At 56.7% G+C, this 16,556-nt stretch carries 12 protein-coding genes and 3 pseudogenes; 8 read left to right on the forward strand and 7 right to left on the reverse strand.

The window, feature by feature from the left end; genetic code table 11:
• Positions 1 to 66 precede the first annotated feature (66 nt).
• The 4 genes and pseudogenes from DWV57_RS00120 to DWV57_RS00135 form a co-directional block, all read left to right on the forward strand.
• On the forward strand, positions 67 to 561 hold the full coding sequence (locus tag DWV57_RS00120; RefSeq protein ID WP_112092004.1) for an ABC transporter permease: 495 nt from the start codon (positions 67 to 69) through the stop codon (positions 559 to 561).
• A gap of 150 nt (positions 562 to 711) precedes the next feature.
• Positions 712 to 975 (forward strand): annotated as a pseudogene (locus DWV57_RS00125) (ABC transporter ATP-binding protein); the annotation flags it as partial.
• Positions 976 to 1,105: 130 nt separating this feature from the next.
• A pseudogene (locus tag DWV57_RS00130) lies at positions 1,106 to 1,840 on the forward strand (recombinase family protein); the annotation flags it as partial.
• A 100-nt stretch (positions 1,841 to 1,940) separates the two neighbouring features.
• Positions 1,941 to 2,744 (forward strand): annotated as a pseudogene (locus tag DWV57_RS00135) (recombinase zinc beta ribbon domain-containing protein); the annotation flags it as partial.
• Here the strand turns inward: DWV57_RS00135 and DWV57_RS00140 are convergent.
• From DWV57_RS00140 to DWV57_RS00175, 7 genes are all read right to left on the reverse strand, one after another.
• Entirely contained in the window at positions 2,728 to 3,180 is a 453-nt protein-coding gene (locus tag DWV57_RS00140; protein ID WP_158576358.1) for a tyrosine-type recombinase/integrase, read from the reverse strand. The pseudogene DWV57_RS00135 and the gene DWV57_RS00140 sit on opposite strands and share 17 nt — an antisense overlap.
• Before the next feature lie 204 nt (positions 3,181 to 3,384).
• Entirely contained in the window at positions 3,385 to 3,861 is a 477-nt protein-coding gene (locus DWV57_RS00150) for a hypothetical protein (protein ID WP_120019584.1), read from the reverse strand.
• Between the two features lie 131 nt (positions 3,862 to 3,992).
• On the reverse strand, positions 3,993 to 5,390 hold the full coding sequence (locus tag DWV57_RS00155) for a hypothetical protein (protein WP_120019585.1): 1,398 nt from the start codon (positions 5,388 to 5,390) through the stop codon (positions 3,993 to 3,995).
• A 1-nt stretch (position 5,391) separates the two neighbouring features.
• A complete protein-coding gene (locus tag DWV57_RS00160; RefSeq protein ID WP_118528263.1) occupies positions 5,392 to 6,186 on the reverse strand; it encodes a carbohydrate-binding protein in 795 nt (264 codons plus the stop codon).
• Positions 6,187 to 6,197: 11 nt separating this feature from the next.
• A complete protein-coding gene (locus DWV57_RS00165; protein WP_120019586.1) occupies positions 6,198 to 7,994 on the reverse strand; it encodes a heparinase II/III family protein in 1,797 nt (598 codons plus the stop codon).
• 14 nt (positions 7,995 to 8,008) lie between these two features.
• Positions 8,009 to 9,271: a response regulator gene (locus tag DWV57_RS00170; RefSeq protein WP_097778349.1), complete on the reverse strand. Its 1,263-nt coding sequence runs from the start codon at positions 9,269 to 9,271 to the stop codon at positions 8,009 to 8,011.
• The gene (locus DWV57_RS00175) at positions 9,246 to 11,063 is read right to left on the reverse strand and encodes a sensor histidine kinase (RefSeq protein ID WP_118528257.1); all 1,818 of its coding nucleotides are present in this window, start codon (positions 11,061 to 11,063) and stop codon (positions 9,246 to 9,248) included. Before DWV57_RS00175 ends, DWV57_RS00170 begins: the two co-directional genes overlap by 26 nt.
• A 342-nt stretch (positions 11,064 to 11,405) precedes the next feature.
• Here DWV57_RS00175 and DWV57_RS00185 point away from each other — a divergent pair, with 342 nt between their 5' ends.
• From DWV57_RS00185 to uidA, 4 genes are all read left to right on the forward strand, one after another.
• Entirely contained in the window at positions 11,406 to 12,725 is a 1,320-nt protein-coding gene (locus DWV57_RS00185) for a sugar ABC transporter substrate-binding protein (protein ID WP_097778347.1), read from the forward strand.
• 156 nt (positions 12,726 to 12,881) lie between these two features.
• Complete coding sequence (locus tag DWV57_RS00190) at positions 12,882 to 13,808, forward strand: sugar ABC transporter permease (RefSeq protein ID WP_120019587.1); 927 nt, start codon at positions 12,882 to 12,884, stop codon at positions 13,806 to 13,808.
• Positions 13,809 to 13,824: 16 nt separating this feature from the next.
• Positions 13,825 to 14,685: a carbohydrate ABC transporter permease gene (locus DWV57_RS00195; protein WP_117948343.1), complete on the forward strand. Its 861-nt coding sequence runs from the start codon at positions 13,825 to 13,827 to the stop codon at positions 14,683 to 14,685.
• A 73-nt stretch (positions 14,686 to 14,758) separates the two neighbouring features.
• On the forward strand, positions 14,759 to 16,555 hold the full coding sequence (uidA, locus tag DWV57_RS00200; RefSeq protein ID WP_120019588.1) for a beta-glucuronidase: 1,797 nt from the start codon (positions 14,759 to 14,761) through the stop codon (positions 16,553 to 16,555).
• Position 16,556: the final 1 nt, after the last annotated feature.

Raw genomic sequence — 16,556 nt, forward strand, 5'->3', positions numbered from 1 at the left:
TTTGGTATGAAAAGCGTTCGTCAGGAGCGGAGATGGTCGGCAAATGGAATGGGAGCGTAGATATATATGAAAATCATGATCGCCGCTGTATTTTATTTTCTGTATTGGGGCGTATGCTTTCTCGGAACAGGCACGGACAGGAAAAATCTCATCGGATTGCGTTCCTATCCCGATGAGGTTCAGACCCGTGTGCAAAGCGACCCTCAGCTTGGGCAAGCAGTTCCGAAGGCAAAATCCACCGCTGCCATTTTGCTCAGTAATCTTCTTTTGTTTACAGTGGTGTTTTCCGTTTTGGGGCTTGCGTTGAAAAGTGTGCTGGGCCTAAACAATTACCTGTCAGCATTTTGGTACTTCCTTGCATTCGGCGAGGGATTGGGCCTGTTCGATCTCCTTGTGATCGATCTGCTCTGGTGGCGCAGTACAAAACGCATCCGTTTCTCGTTTTTGCCGGAGAAGAAATACTATCAGGATCCGAAAAAGCATATCGAATCGTTTTTGCACGGAATGCCGCTGTTTGCCGCGATCGCCGCGCTGACAGCCCTGATCGTTACCGTACTTTGAAACAATACATGGGAGATGCTCCTCGCTGTATGGCCTCATCAAATACCCCGACGCGGGAATGCAATGATCTGCCATATTTGCGGACGTGAAGGAGAAAAGTAAAGTCGAAATGAAAATTACGGTTCTTACTGCGCTCATGGTATTTCTGGCATCATCCTGCTGGACGAAGCCACCGCCAGTTTGGATGTGGAGAACGAAACAGCCATTCAGGAAGCACTGTCACGACTTATCAAGGATAAAACCGTCCTCATCATCGCCCACCGGATGCGCACCGTAGCTGGTGCGGATCAGGTGGTGGTGCTGTCGGGCGGCATCGTGGCCGAGCAGGGCAGCCCGGCAGAGCTGTACGCCCGGAAGGGACTGTACACCCACATGGTGGATCTGCAGTCGGCAAGCCAGAACTGGACGATTTGAGAATGAGGGCGGCTTTTATTTGGGAAAAAGTCTTGCATTCAGTTAAAAACTGTGGTATATACATTATACGAAACACTATTTTGAAAGAACGCTCCACCGTTCAATGATGTATAAATGGGAGGTGCCTGCCATGACCGCCGTGATCTACGCTCGTTATTCCACTGACAGCCAGCGAGAAGAATCCATCGAAGGTCAGATTCGGGAATGCACTGCCTATGCGGAGAAGAACGGCTTCACGGTGGTGAAGCACTACATCGACCGTGCCGTTTCTGCAAAAACGGATAATCGACCGCAGTTCCAGCAGATGATTAAGGACAGCGAGCGGGGAATCTTTGATGTCATCATTGTCTGGAAGCTCGACCGCTTTGCCCGGAATCGCTACGACAGTGCCCGGTACAAGACCCAACTGAAACGGAACGGCGTGAAACTGGTGTCGGCGACGGAAGTCATTTCGGCTGGCCCGGAGGGTATCATTCTGGAATCGGTGCTGGAGGGCTATGCCGAATATTACTCGGTTGACTTGTCCGAAAAGGTCGTGCGTGGCATGACCGAAAACGCTCTCAAGGGTATTTATAATGGCGGCACGATTCCGTTCGGCTACATGATCGATGAGATCCGGCATTACCAGCCCGACCCGTTGTTGGCTCCGTATGTGGAGCAGACGTTCCAGAAGTATGCAGACGGTGCGACCATGACTGACCTGCGGGATTGGTTAAAGGCACACAACATCAAAAATTCAATGGGCGGGGAGATGACCTACAATACGATTCAGCGGATGCTGAGTAATCGCCGGTACATCGGCGAATTGCGTTTGCGGGATGTGGTACAGCCTAATGCGATTCCGGCTCTCGTATCAGGTGAACTTGTCGGGGTAAGGCCCCTCCATCTTGCTGCGCAAGACCGTTCTGTCGCTTGAAAGCCCCACTGGGGCTTTCATTGCTCCGCTTCGCTGCGCAAACGCGAACCTGTTCAACAAGGTGCAGGAAAAGCTGGCGAAAAACAAAAAAGCCCCTGCCCGTCATAAGGCAGAGGAAAGCTATCTGCTCACCACCAAGCTGTACTGCGGCAAGTGCGGTGCACTGATGTTCGGAGAAAGCGGTGTCAGCCACACCGGGAAGATGTACACCTATTATAAGTGTGCTGCTGCCAAGAAGAAAAAGACCTGCGACAAAAAGGCAGTGCGGAAACAGTGGCTGGAAGATCTGGTGGTCAACGAAACCATGAAGCTGGTGGAAGATGACGTTTCTATGAATGCCATCATTGCCAAGGTCATGGAGCTGCAAAATCAGGAAAGCACAGACCTGCCTATCTACGAAAAGCAGCTGCGGGAAACGGAAGTCGGCATCACCAATATGCTGAATGCCATCCAGATGGGCATTCTGACCAGCTCCACCAAGGAGCGGCTGGAAGCTCTGGAAGAGCAGCGGAAAGAACTGCAAGCCCGCATTGCAGAGGAACGGCTGGCAAAACCGAAGATGAAAGAAGAATTCGTCCGGTTCTGGTTGCTCCGCTTCCGCAAGCTGGATATGACCCAGCCGGAGCAGCGGCAGGCGCTGGTGGACACCTTCATCAATGCCATCTATCTCTACGATGATAAGGTTCTCATTACCTTTAATTATAAGGAAGGTACGGAAACGGTCGCTTTTGGGGAAGCCGTGAAAGCGGAGAAAAGTTCGGATATGAGTGCGCGAGGTGCACCAGAAAAGCCACGCAGTAGCGTTGAAAAACGTGCTGTGTGGCTTCTTTTTTGTGTCAAATGGCGAGCTTGACTAACTTTTGACTACTTTTTGCGGAGTTTTCCGATTTGCAGGAAAGATACTCGTTAAGTTTATCAGCGACATGGAGCGAGTCTTCTTGTTCCAGATGAGTATAAATATCGGCGGTGACCTGAATGCTGCTGTGCCCCATAAGTTTTTGTGCTGTGCGTAAGTCTACCCCTGCACGATAAAGTGTCGTTGCGTAGGTATGCCGCAGCATGTGGGGATGCAGGGAGAACGGCACAAGGGCCGCAACGTGAGAGTTCCACAACCGGGTGAATGCGGAGCGGGTCATATCTCCGCCATCGACGGCTGGGACGATATACCGGCTCAAGTGTGGTGTTTCAAGCAAGACGAATCTGAGCTTGTCCGGGATAGGAACGACCCTGTGTGCGGTCTTTGTTTTGAAATCATCTACAGGGTCTTGCTGGTTGTTCAGAAAGGTCATAGCATAGCGCGCCGGATGGTCAGAGAGCTGCTTTGAATGTCCGACCATTGCAATCCAAGTGCTTCTTCCTTACGAAGCCCGCAGTACAGACAGAGGGCGCAGAATACGCGGGCGCGTGGTTCTACAACTACATTCATCAGAATATCAACCTCATTGGGAAGCAATGCTTTTTTCTTTTCCGCTTTAGCGTGAGGGGTGATCTTACTAAGTTTCCTCGGGCTGAAAATCTGCAAAAATCTGGGCGAAGAACTCTTCTGTCAGCTTTTCCTGCTGGTACTGACTACGGATGTCAGCATCCGGGTGGAGCTTCAAGATTTGCTCCAGAATGGAAAAAGTCTGTTCCGGATTTTTGAGCTTGTGGGAGAACAGCAACGGGCGATCGTTTTCGTAGTACATATTGATGTAGCGGAAATCCTGCTCGCCCATGGCCGAAATGGTCAGGGTCTTGTTGGGGCATCCGTGCAGGAATAGTCCTCGCTTGGCAATAAATGGTTCGTGCTCGAATGAGAAGATGGCCCGGCCTGACACTGGGACGATCAGTGCACTTTTCAGTGTGCGGTAGCTATTGCTCTCACCAGAGTGCAGAGTAAAGCTGCGGAAGCCGACAGACTCGATTTGGCCTTGATTGTATTCCTGAAATAAAATTTTCAGTGGATTAGGAAGATCGGATATTTGATTCATTAGGAGCTCCTTTGTGCAAAAGTGGTTAGTTGTTGCTAATATAGCACAAAATGCTGCCGATTGTCTACATGGGGAGCAACCCACACTGCATAAAAACTGACAAAAAGGACGGCTATGGATTAACAATTGAATCAAGAGCTCAAAGAACGCCATAAACGATCTTCCCTGTCAAAAATCGCAATTTTACAGCCAGCAAAACAGCTTTGTACAGCAATGCGCTGGCTACCATCGGTAGTGGTGTTATAACTTCCAAGATCGAGAGCGGAAAATACCGGCTGCTCGTCCCAGTCGATCAGCTGTCCGGCCCAGTCGGCACCCAGCTTTTCGCTCAGCGCCCCATAAGCCTGCTCAAAGCCCTCTGGGTCTTCGAGGATCCAGATTGTACTTTCGTCGTTGGCAAGATCGGTGTTCAGTTGGGTGGCACCAGCCATCTGGCCGTTCATGTCGGTCAGGGCGGCGTTGGCGCTCCATGTGTAGTTGTTCACCTGCACCACCACAGCCCCGTCGCCGTTGGCATCGTCCGCATAGCCCGCCAGCGCAGTCTGCAGACGCTGCACCGCATCGTCTGGCAGGGCTTCTGCCGTGACCACCGCCACGGTGTAATCGGGGTCTACGGCGGTCAGCAGGCCGTGTGCCACATACGCTGCACCTACAATGACCATAGCCGCCACAACTACGATGCCCCAGTTGTAGTACCACCAGTTGACGCGGGAACGCCTTTTTTGCTCCTGCGCGGTCAGGATCTTATCGGGCGCTGCCGGGTGCGGAATGGTGCGCACCTGTACGCCGTATTCTTGCCGCAAAACGGGAAACAGGGTCTGCATGGCTGCAAGCCCGGGCAACCAGAAACCGAACAGCACCGCCCAGAATACGCTGACCGGGAACAGCAAAAGCATGCCGCCGATGCCTGCCAGCATCACGATACCTGCCGCCACGCAGCGGATCGGTGTGTTAAGCAGCAGTCTGCCCGCGCGGCGCAGCAGGCTGTCCGGGGCTTGCAGCGGCAGTACAGCGGCGCACAGGGTGCTGAAAACCGCCAGCACCAGAAAATCCAGCGCCAGAAATACCAGCACGGCAAGGCCGGGGTAGTAGCCCTGCTGTGCGGCGGCCTCAAATACAAAGGCCGATACAAAGCACAGCAGCCCCAGCACCAGTGTACCAATGCAGCCAAAGCCGCAGGCAGATTTCCAGTGGGCGGCAAGGGTCTGTTTTGCCCGGGGCAGCCACTGGGAGGGGTCGTTCTGCAAGCTGCGCAGGGCGCAATCTGCCAGCAACAGCATGGCAGGGCCGACCAGCAGACCGGTGAGGAGACTGCACACCACCGTGATCGGCAGGGAAAACAGGGTCACGCCCAGCGAGACCCCCAGCGCGGCGGGCAGACAAAGCACGCAGACTATCAGGTTTGTGCCCAGCAGCTGACCAAGGTCGCGGCCGACCATCTGGCAGAAGCGCGCAAAGCCCTTTTTCTCCGGCTCGTTGGGGCTGATGCCATGCCCTTCCCGCTCATAGAGAGAATTGTATAGGCTCATTTTATTTCACCTCGGTGCCAAAGGCTTCGATTTGGGTCAGGGCAGGGAAGGGCGAGGTACCCTCGGCCTGAATGAGGTCTTTCAGCACAAGGCTGCGCACCCGCTTGGGCTCAAAGGCAACGCTCTGGGGCTTGGCGCTTTTTACCAGCGGAATGTCCAGCTGACTGCCATCAGAAAATTCTACCGTAGCCTTTACCCAGTAGTTGTCGTGCGGAAAATCTGCCCGCTCGGTGATGCGCAGCTCCTCCAATAATACCTCGCGGCCAAAATCCAGGGTCAGGGCGGCGTTGGGGTCCCGGTTGATACCCCAGCTCTGGTAGGGGTATTCCCCATGGGCGCTGTTTTCAAAGATGCCGTCGATGGCGTTGCGGGCGGCAAACACCGCCTCGCCGCGCGTTTCCACGTTGGCACTGGCGTGGGGATAAAAGCCGGTGTCGCCGTGCTCATCGTAGCAGTTGAAGGCTAAGTTCCGCCGTGCAGCAATTTCTTCCGGCAGCGCAAGGCGTGCGCGGACGACATGGCGGCTGCCCACAAAGCTTTTGGGCGAGTAGGTGATGGCCTGCTCCCCGAAGGGAATATGGAAATTGATCTCCCGTTTTACCACATACACAAGGGCTTCGGGCATGGTGTCCTCAAACTGAATGACGCAGTATTGCCCGGGATGGTCGATTTCCAGCGCCACCCGGTCACCGGGCTTGTAGGAGTTGGTGTAAACAAGGGATACGTTGGTGTCGGCATCGCAGGTCATCAGGGTGTGACCCACTTCGTCCAGAATTTTCAGCTTGATGGTCTCCATGGCGGTTCTCCTTAATATAGCACGACATTCAGTGATTTTTTGAAATGCAGGGTGATCCTATAGATCGTTTCCGGCCATGCGGTGCGCAGGCGCGGGTCGGTGATGGGTACCGGTGTGACCTTGGCAGCGACCTTTTTCGGGTCAAACCGGATACCGCCCAGCGTGCCCACCGCAAAGCCATCTGTGGTGGCGGCAGGCTGCTGCTCGGTGAGCAGGGTCAGATCCACCGTGCCGGGATAGTCTGTTTCGTCCCGCAGGGTGATGCCCTGTTCACTGGCCGATACACAGCGGCGGTAGGTGGTAAGCCCTGGGATAGGCGGGTACGCGCCTGCCAGCTCGGCGGTGATGCTGTTTTCCGTGGTGTGCACCTCCCGGGCGGCGTATTCTGCGCCGGGCAGCTGCTGGATGCCGTCAAAGGTTGGCAGGTTGTGCCATGCGCTCTGCATCGTCCAAATTTCGTATCGCTGAGGGCTGAAGGTCTTTTTGGTGTAGCTCTCCACCCCGATATCAATGAGGAACGGTCTGCCGTCTTTGTATACAGTAATGCTGCCGGTATCGTTGTGGTTGTGGCTGTCGCCGTTGGAGCCAAACTTTGCCCCTAACACCCAGCGACCCTGCCGTGCGGCGTAAATGCCCACACTGGGGTACCACACCGTGGGTAGATGCTGGGGAATTGCAGCGCATTCCATCAGCTCCCGTTCTGCAAAGGCGGTGATGAGCCGGTACCACAGGTTGATGTGGGTGCTGCCGTCCGGGTTCTGCAAATGGTCGGGGTCGGCATCGGCACGGAAGTCTGCCGCCGCAAGTGCCCGCAAAGCATCGCTGCCAACGGCCTGCCCAAAGTGGTATTCCCGCGCACCGCACCGCCCGGCAAGGGGACTGCAATCGCCAAAGTTCAGGTAGTAAGGCCCTTCTACATGGACATTGCAGATGTACTCCGCAATATTTTTGATTTTAGGCTCATGGAACAGGGCGCAGAAGGCCTGCGGTGCTGCGGCAGATAAAATTTCAAGGCAGCCCCACAGGGTCAGCCCGGCGTGGCGGTAATACTGTGCGCCCTCGTTGCAGCAGCCGTCCGCGCCGTAGTCCTTCAAAAAGCAGTCCAGACTATACGCGGCCTGTTTTACCGCTGCGCAGCGCTGTTCCTGCGAGGTGGGCAGTAGAAAAACCGTGAGCAGCACGTTCTGGGAACACCAGCTCGTCCAGTTGCACATGGGTTCCGCACCGTTTCCCATCCACCAGAAGTGGCCTGTAAAATAGGGCGTCAGGATGCGGGCGTTCAGCTCCCGCTCCATCCGTGCTGCAATGCCCGGCGCGGTGGTATCCAGTTCGTCGTGCAGCAGGTAGCGGGTCAGCGCCAGCAGCGCCCCGGTCTCGGCGGCAAAAAGCTCTACAATAGGCTGCGAAGTGTCCGGCAGGGGCAGCTGCGGGGTGTCCCGCACATAGCTGTTGTGGGCAGGCAGCTGCCATGCGCTTTCCTCGCAGAGCGCCCATACGGTATCCGCAATGGCATCCAGAAAGCGCCCGCTGTGCTCTACGCACTCGGCGCATACCAGTGCGCACAGCCGCGCCCGGCGGGAAAAATAAGCCGCCTCCCATGCGGCACGCTGCCCGGTGCGGGTGAAATCCAGCCAGAGGGAGAGCGGCAGGGGCGCAAGGGGTGTTTGCAGCGCGGCTTCTCCGGCTTTCAAAAAGCGCTGCTTTGCCCGCGGGGGTAAAGCCAGCCATGCGGGGCGCTCTTTGGCAGGGGGAAAGGGGCGGTAGTCGGGAAGAAATTCCGGCAGAAAGGCAAGCTGTTCCTGTATCATAAAAGCCTCCGACTTCAAATACTTTGCTGATATTCCCGCGGGCTGAGCCCGGTGACCTTTTTGAACACCTTGGAAAAATAGAAGGCGCTTTCGTAGCCCAGTTTTTCCGCAATTTCGTAGACCTTCAAATCACCCTGTTCCAGCATCTCCTTGGCCGCAGCAATGCGGGTCTCGGTGATGTACTCCACAAAGCCGCTGTCACCGTATTTGCCAAACAGCTGACTGAGGTAGTTGGGCGAAAAATTGAACACCGCAGCCACATCTGCCAGCGTCAGCTTTTCCGAAAGGTGATTCTTGATATACTCCTGCACCTGTGCCACTACCTGCATCTTTCCGGCTGTGGCATCGCCCTCGTTGACCTCTACGAACTGGATGGGCTGTTCCACCGTGAGCAGGGGCTGCAGGTGGGCGTTTTCCCGGCAGCAGCGCGCCAGCCCCAGCAGCGAGCCGGTGGGGCGTCCCACCGCCCAGAGCAGCCGTACCGTGAAGTAGTTGTATAGGATCTGGCTGGCGCGTTCCAGCAGCGGGCGCAGCACCGTCCGGTAGCTTTGCGCCTGCTGCGCTGTCAGACAGAACAGCACATTGCCGCGCAGCGCATCTGCGCCGGTCACATAGCAGGGCAGATAGCTTTGCAGAGTGGTCTCCAGCATACGCCCGCAGGAAAAGCTCAGTTTCAGCTGCTGGGCGGGGGTCAGCTCTGTGTTGGCAATGATCTCGCAGCTGGCTACAAGATAGGTGTCGCTTGTAAGCTCCAGCTCCATGTGCTGCAAGGGCTGCTCCAAAGATTGTTCGTCCGGGAACAGCCCGGCGTATAGCCGCACGAAAAACCGCTCCTGATAGCTGCGCACGCTCTCGGCAAGGTTTTCCTGCACCGGTACTTCGCCCAGCAGGGTATGTTCCTTTTTTACCTTTTCGGCGGCCTTGGCAAGGGCGGTCTGCAGGTTCTCGGGGGTCAGGTCTAATTTGACCAAATAATCCACCACCCCGGCACCCATGGCCTGCTTGATGTAATCAAATTCCTCAAAGCTTGTCAGCATAATAAAGGCGGGCAGGGCGCTGCGCTCCCGGCAGGTGCGGGCAAGGGTAAGGCCGTCCATCACCGGCATTTTTACGTCTGCGATGACGATATCCGGCTTTTCCCGCTCGATCAGCTCCAGCGCCAGCTTGCCGTTGCGGGCGGTGCCGCAGACGGTGTAGCCCAGCTTTTCCCATTCCAGCATGCCCTGCAGGCCAATGAGCACCAGCGGCTCGTCATCCACCAGTAATATCCGCAGCATGGCTGTCTCCTTTCTTCTGATAGGGCAGCCGGATGGTGACCTCGGTGCCCACGTCCTCTTCGCTTTCAATGGTCAAGCCATAGCTCTCGCCAAAGGAATACCGGATGCGGCGGTTTACGTTCCACAGGCCGACATGGCGGAACTTTTCAGTCTTTTCGGCTTCCTCGGTGGGCTCGTCCAGAAGGTGCGCCACCAGCTCCGGCGGCATACCCACGCCGTCATCCGTAATGCGCAGCAGCACATCCCCGTTTTCCAGGTCGGTGGAGATATCCAGCAGTACGCTGCCATGGCCGCCCTTGGGCTCTAACCCATGGAAGATGGCATTTTCCACCAGAGGCTGCAGGGTGAACCGGGGGATCAGACAGTCGCAGCACAGGGTCTCGCTTTCAATGCGGGAGACCTCTATCTCTAAGTCGCCGCCGTAACGGTACTGCTGGATGGTAAAGTAATCGTTGAGCAATGCCAGCTCCTCCTGCAGGGGCACCAGCTTCTGGGTACCCTTGGAGATGCTTTTGGTCAGCCGCGCAAAGGCGGTCACCATCTCGGCAATGCCGGGCGCATTCTGGATGGTGGCCATCCAGCGAATGCTGTTGAGGGTATTATAGATAAAGTGCGGGTTTACCTCGTTTTGCAGCATCCGGTATTCCAGCTCCTGCTTGCGGCGCTCGTCCTCCACGCGGCGGGTCATCAGGCTGTCTACGTTTTCGGCAAGCTGGTTGATGCCGCGGCCAATGTCGCCCAGCTCGTTGTTCCACTCCACCGCGCGGTCCGGGGCAAAGTTGCCGCTGCCCACGGTCTCGATGCGCTTTTGCAGCGCCTCCACCGGGCGGGTGATGACCAATTCCAGCCAATACTGTATAAAAAAGCTTAGTCCCCAGATGATGGCTATGCCAAGGGCGATGAGCCACAGGTACACGCCGTAGTGCTGCAAAAAGGTGCTTGCGGGCAAAAGCTGCACCAGCGCCGCGCTGCGGCCGTTCAGCGTAACCTTGACAACATAGTAGCTCTGGCCGTTCAGCTGCACCTTGCCCTGCCACGCGGTCTGCTCGGTCATGCCGTTATTGCTTTCGGTGCGCAGGGTGTAGGCTACCTCCCGCAGCCGGTTTTCGGTCTCGGTCAGGCTGCCATTTTCGATCTGCCACAGGCGGCTGCCCGTCTCCCAGTACAGCGCGCTGCCGTCGGTCAGGCTGTAACCCGCCGCCGGGTCGGTGACGATGGCGGTATCCAGTGCAAGGTAGGTGCTGCCCCGGTGCAGAGTGCCCTTGCCGCAGCGGATAGGCTGACTGATGGCAATGCAATCCGGGTTGCCGGGCAGCAGCGGGTCGGTGGTGAACTGCATCCCGTACCCCTTGGAGAAAAACTGCTTTACACTGGTGCGGTTGAGCGCCGCCGAGGCGTTCAGCGTGCCGAACTGCAAATGCCGGTCATTCTCGTTGGTAATAAAGAAGCGGAGGATGTGGCTGTACAGGGTGCTGGAATAGTATTTTTCCTGCACAGCTTTGTAGGCGGCAATGGTCTGGGCACCATTGACATCCTCCTGCGAGATGTACCGCCGCACGGTGCTGTTGATGGAAGCCCAGTTCAAAAGGTCATCGGCGCTGTCCAGACTGGTCTCGATGGAGGTAGCCACCAGCCGCAGGTTGAACTCCGCCGCCTGCAGAGAGTTGGCGCGCACATACTGGTTGGAGAGGATGAATAGTGCTGCGCCCACAGCCAGCGAGGTAAGGAGGGTAAAAAAACGCATCCCCCACATGATCTGCCGCCGCAGAGGGAAACGATGACTGCTTTTCATGACGGAGCCTCCTTTCCGGTAATATTTTGTATTCTTTCCTTTATACAGTACTGATTCCGACGCTGTTTGTCAACGGCTTTTTGCATGAAAATTGTGCGCTTTATACGCTTTTTTCTTGCGGTGAGGATGTAAACTGTGCAAGAAAGCAAGAAAGTGCAGACCCCAGTGTAAGAAAGTGCATCTTTTTCAAAAAGACGCAGAAAAACTGCAACAGTTCCCGAATTTTTTCCATTCCGGTTTTTGCGCCTGTGCGGTATCCTAGTGTCAACAAAAGCAAGCGGCTCCCAAGCACGGGGGACACCGCCGCACGAAACACACACTGCCCTGAAGGAGGACACACTTATGAAAAAGATTTCTCGCCGTTCGTTCCTTACCGCTGCCGCCGCCTGCGGCGCAGCTGCTGCCCTGAGCGCCTGCGGCGGCTCTTCCGCCAGCTCCACGGCTGCTTCCTCCGCTGCCAGTTCCACCGCTGCATCCGCAGCCGCAGGCCCTGTTACCCTGCAGTGGTCGGTGTGGGATAAGGAGTCCACCCCCTACTGGCAGGCCATGGCCGACGGCTACATGGCAAGCCACAAGGATGTTACCATCGAGATGGTGGACCTTGGCTCCAGCGATTACATGACCGTTCTGGCTACCCAGCTGGCCGGCAGCGCCGATCTGGATGTCGTGACCGTCAAGGATATCCCCGGCTACGCAAACCTGATCAATCTGGACTACCTCAAGCCCCTGAACGAGGTGCTGACCCGCGATGCCGGCGATTTCAACGGCACCATCGAGCAGCTGACCACCGACGACGGCAACTTCTACGCCGTGCCCTTCCGCAGCGACTTCTGGGTGGTGTACTACAACAAGGACCTGTTCGATAAGGCCGGTGTGGAGTATCCCTCCAACGACATGACGCTGGAAGATTACGATGCTCTGGCTCGCAAGATGACCAGCGGCTCCGGCGATACCAAGGTCTATGGCTGCCACTACCACACCTGGCGCTCCGCCGCTTCTCTGTTCTCCATTCTGGACGGCAAGAACACCATCATCGACGGCACCTACGACTTCATGAAGCCCACCTACGATATGGTCATTGCCCAGCAGAAGGACGGCATCTGCATGGACTACGGCTACCTCAAGACATCCTCTCTGCACTACTCCGCAGCCTTTGAGAACCAGCAGTGCGCAATGGTCAACATGGGAAGCTGGTTCATCTCCACGCTGGAAGCCTACATGAAGGATGCTGAGACCAAGTTCAACTGGGGCATCGTCAAGTACCCGCACCCCGCCGGTGCAGCTGCCGGTTCTACGCTGGGCACTGTGACCAGCCTGGCCATCAACGCCGATTCTCCCAAGGCTGAGGCCGCTGCCGACTTCATCAACTGGTGTGTCTCCGAGGAGGGCGCACAGGCCATTGCCAAGACCGGCACCTTCCCGGCTTGCGGCTCCGATGCTACCGCCGAGATCATCAAGTCCACCGAGGGCTTCCCTGAGGACAGCAATTCCGTGGATGCACTGACCACCAGCAATGTCTATCTGGAAATGCCCTACACCCAGTATGCATCTGATATCGAGACCATCCTGAACGCCGAGCACGATGCCATTATGACCATGAGCGAGACCGTGGACGAGGGCATCCAGAACATGAACGATCAGGTTCCCGCAGTTCTCGGCTGATAAAGCGTTTCTCCTTCTTCATCATTTTCATTCCCCATTTATTTTCCAATAAACACACATTGGAAAAAGCCCTGTCCGAGCGGGGCGGGTATGCACAGCGCCCGCCCCGCTCATTTTTTGGTAAGCTGTTATACTTCCTGGAAAGGAGGCTCTTTTATGGCGAGTGCTGCTGTCCAGAATAAAACTCCCCGTAAAGTGCTAAAAAAATCGACCCGCGATTCTCTCATCGCGTATTCCTTTATTGCGCCAAACTTCATCGGTTTCTGCGTGTTTACGCTGGTGCCCATGGTGTTTGCCATTGCGCTGGCCTTCTGCGCATGGGACGGCCGCCACGCCATCGAATTTATCGGCCTGAAGAACTTTGTAAAGCTCTTCACCACCGATAAGATCTTTCAGGCGGCGCTGAAAAACACCATCGTCTATGTCATCGGCACTGTGCCGCTGACGCTGGCCTGCTCACTGGCGATGGCCGTGCTGCTGAACCAGAATGTGAAGCTGCGCAACTTCTTCCGCACCGTGGCGTTCTTCCCCTACGTTGCCTCGCTGGTTGCGGTGGCAGCGGTGTGGAATATGATCTTCAACCCCTCCATGGGCCCCATCAACATGCTCCTGAACCAGTTCTTCGGCGTGGCAGTGGAAAACCTGCCCCGCTGGGCTGCCGGCAAGGATACCGCCATGCTGACGGTCATCCTGTTCAGTGTGTGGAAGAACATGGGCTACTACATGGTCATCTATCTGGCAGGCCTGCAGGGCTGCAACCCGGACCTGAACGAAGCCGCCGAGCTGGACGGTGCAAACCGCTGGCAGCAGTTCTGGCACATCACCCTGCCGCAGCTGCGCCCCACCACCTTCTTTGTGGTCATTATGCTCACCATCTCCGGCTTCAAGGTCTACGACCAGATGTACATGATCACGCAGGGCGGCCCCGGTACTGCTACCATGACGCTGGTGTACTACATCTATAATGTGGCCTTCGTCAATACTCCGAAATACGGCTACGCAAGCGCAATTTCCATGGTGCTGTTCGTACTGGTGCTGATCGTTACCATCATCCAGTTCCGCGGCTCCAAGGGCGAGAACTGAGAAAGGAGGAAGAACTATGTCTGCTGCTATTATCAAGACCGAAGCCTCTCAGAAGCGCCGCAATTTCATCTCCAAGTTCCTGATCTATTTCTTCCTCATCGTCATCACAGCCTGTATGCTGCTGCCCTTTTTGTGGATGCTGTCCTCCTCCTTTAAGCTGAATAAGGACGTGTTCGGCTTCCCCATCCAGTGGATCCCCAAAAATCCCCGCTGGCAGAACTATGTGGACATCTGGACCCAGATCCCGCTGCTCACCTTTGTGAAGAACACGGTCAAGATCACCGTGGTGGTCACCCTGCTGCAGCTGTTCACCTCCTCCTTTGCGGCCTACGCCTTTGCCAAGATGCAGTTCAAGGGCAAGAATGTGCTCTTCCTCGGCTACATTGCCACCATTGCCGTGCCTTGGCAGGCCTACATGGTGCCGCAGTTCATGATGATGAGCTCGTGGCACCTGAACAACACCCATCTGGCCATCATGTGCCTGCAGGCCTTCAGTGCCTTTGGTGTGTTCCTGATGAAGCAGTTCTACGAGGGCGTGCCTACCGAGCTGTGTGAGGCTGCCCGCATTGATGGCCTGAGCGAGTACGGCATCTGGTGGCACATCATGCTGCCGCTCAGCCTGCCCGCCCTGTCTACCCTGACCATCTTCACCTTCGTGAACACCTGGAACGACTTCCTTGGCCCCCTGATCTACCTGACCAAGACCGAACTCAAGACCATCCAGATCGGTCTGCGTATGTTCATCACCCAGTATTCCGCAGAGTACGGCCTGATCATGGCGGCCTCTGTGGTAGCACTGATCCCGGTGCTGATCGTGTTCCTCTCCCTGCAGAAGTACTTCGTGCAGGGTGTGGCATCCACCGGCATCAAGGGCTAAACAAATCACCCGTAAGCGGGGCGTGGGCAGTACCCGCGCCCCGCATTTTTTGCAGAAATAGAGGGAAAGCGTTATGTTATATCCTGAACAGAATGAAGCGCGCTTGAAGCTGAGCCTTGACGGCACATGGGCGTTTGCGCTGGGCAGCTGCGTGGAAGATCAGTTCGATCCCGCAAAGCCCCTGCCGGATGCCCAGCCCATCGCCGTGCCCGCCAGCTACAACGACCAGAACGACCAGACCACCGCCCTGCGCCGCCACTACGGCTGGGCATGGTATCAGCGCAAGGTCACGCTGCCCACTTTCTGCGCTGGGCAGCGGGTGGTGCTGCGGTTCGGCTCGGTGACCCACACCGCAAAGGTCTGGCTGAACGGCCAGCTTATTGCGCAGCACAAGGGCGGCTTTACTCCCTTTGAAGCAGACGTCACCGCCCTGCTGCACCCCGGCGAGACGGTGCTGCTGACCGTCGCCTGCGACAACCGGGTAAACCACAGCACCCTGCCTGTGGGCAACGAGGATGGACAACTGGCCTTTTTTGGCTCGGACAACGCGGGCATCCCCAGCGTGGAAGCCGCCAAGCGCGCCGCCGCACCCCAGAACCGCCCGAACTTTGACTTTTTCAACTATGCGGGCATCCACCGCCCGGTGTGGCTCTATACCACCCCCAAAGAGTATATCGAGGATGTGACCGTGGTGCCCGCCGTGGACGGCACGGTGCAGTACGCGGTCAAAACCACCGGCGGCGCACCTGTCCATGTCACCGTGCTGGACGCTGACGGCAACGCCGTAGCACAGGCAGAGGGCGCAGCGGGCACGATCACCATCCCGGAAGTGCACCTTTGGGAGCCAAGACCCGGCACGCCCTACCTGTACACCCTCCACATCACCTGTGGGGCAGACGTCTACGACCAGACCTTTGGGGTTCGCAGCATTGAGGTGAAGGGCACCCGGGTGCTTTTGAACGGCAAGCCGTTTTACTTCAAAGGCTTTTGCAAGCACGAGGACTTTACCGCCCACGGCCGCGGCTTTGATCCGGTACTGAACGTGAAGGACGTGAACCTGATCCACTGGGCAAACGCCAATGCCGTGCGCACCAGCCACTACCCCTACGCCGAGGAATTCTACGACCTGTGCGACCGGGAGGGCATTCTGGTCATGGACGAGACCCCGGCGGTGGGCATCGGCGGCGGAGCTGCGCTGAACCCCTACAAGGAATACCCCCTTGCGGAGCATCACCGGCAGGTGCTTGCCGAGATGATCCAACGGGACAAAAACCACCCCTGCGTGGTGCTGTGGAGCCTTGGCAACGAGCCGGATCTGGAGCACTTCCCGCAGGATGCCTACGACTACTGGCACCCGCTGTATGAGCTGGCGCATCAGCTGGACCCGCAGGATCGCCCGGTCACCCTCGTCTGCTGCCAGAACGACTATACCAGGGATATCACCACCCGCACCATGGATATCGTCTGCATCAATCGCTACTACGGATGGTACAACCTTTCCGGAGACATGGACGCTGCCTGCTATGGCTTGAATCAGGAGCTGGATTTCTGGGGATCTCAGCACAAGCCCGTGATGATGAGCGAATACGGCGCGGACACCGTAGCAGGCTTGCACACCGCCGGAGCAGAGATGTTCAGCGAGGAGTTTCAGGTGGAGTTTTACCGCCGTCTGGATGCAGAGTTTGACAAGCGCCCGTGGTTTGTGGGAGAATTTGTCTGGAACTTTGCAGACTACGACACCGTGCAGGGCCCCATGCGGGTGGACGGCAACAAAAAGGGTCTGTTCACCCGGGATCGCCGCCCCAAGCTGGGAATGCACTTTTTGCGCCAACGATGGCACGATATTCCGACCTTTGGATTTAAGGAGTGAT

Source organism: Faecalibacterium sp. AF10-46 (assembly GCF_003604105.1).
Classification (GTDB): Bacteria; Bacillota; Clostridia; order Oscillospirales; family Ruminococcaceae; genus Faecalibacterium; species Faecalibacterium taiwanense.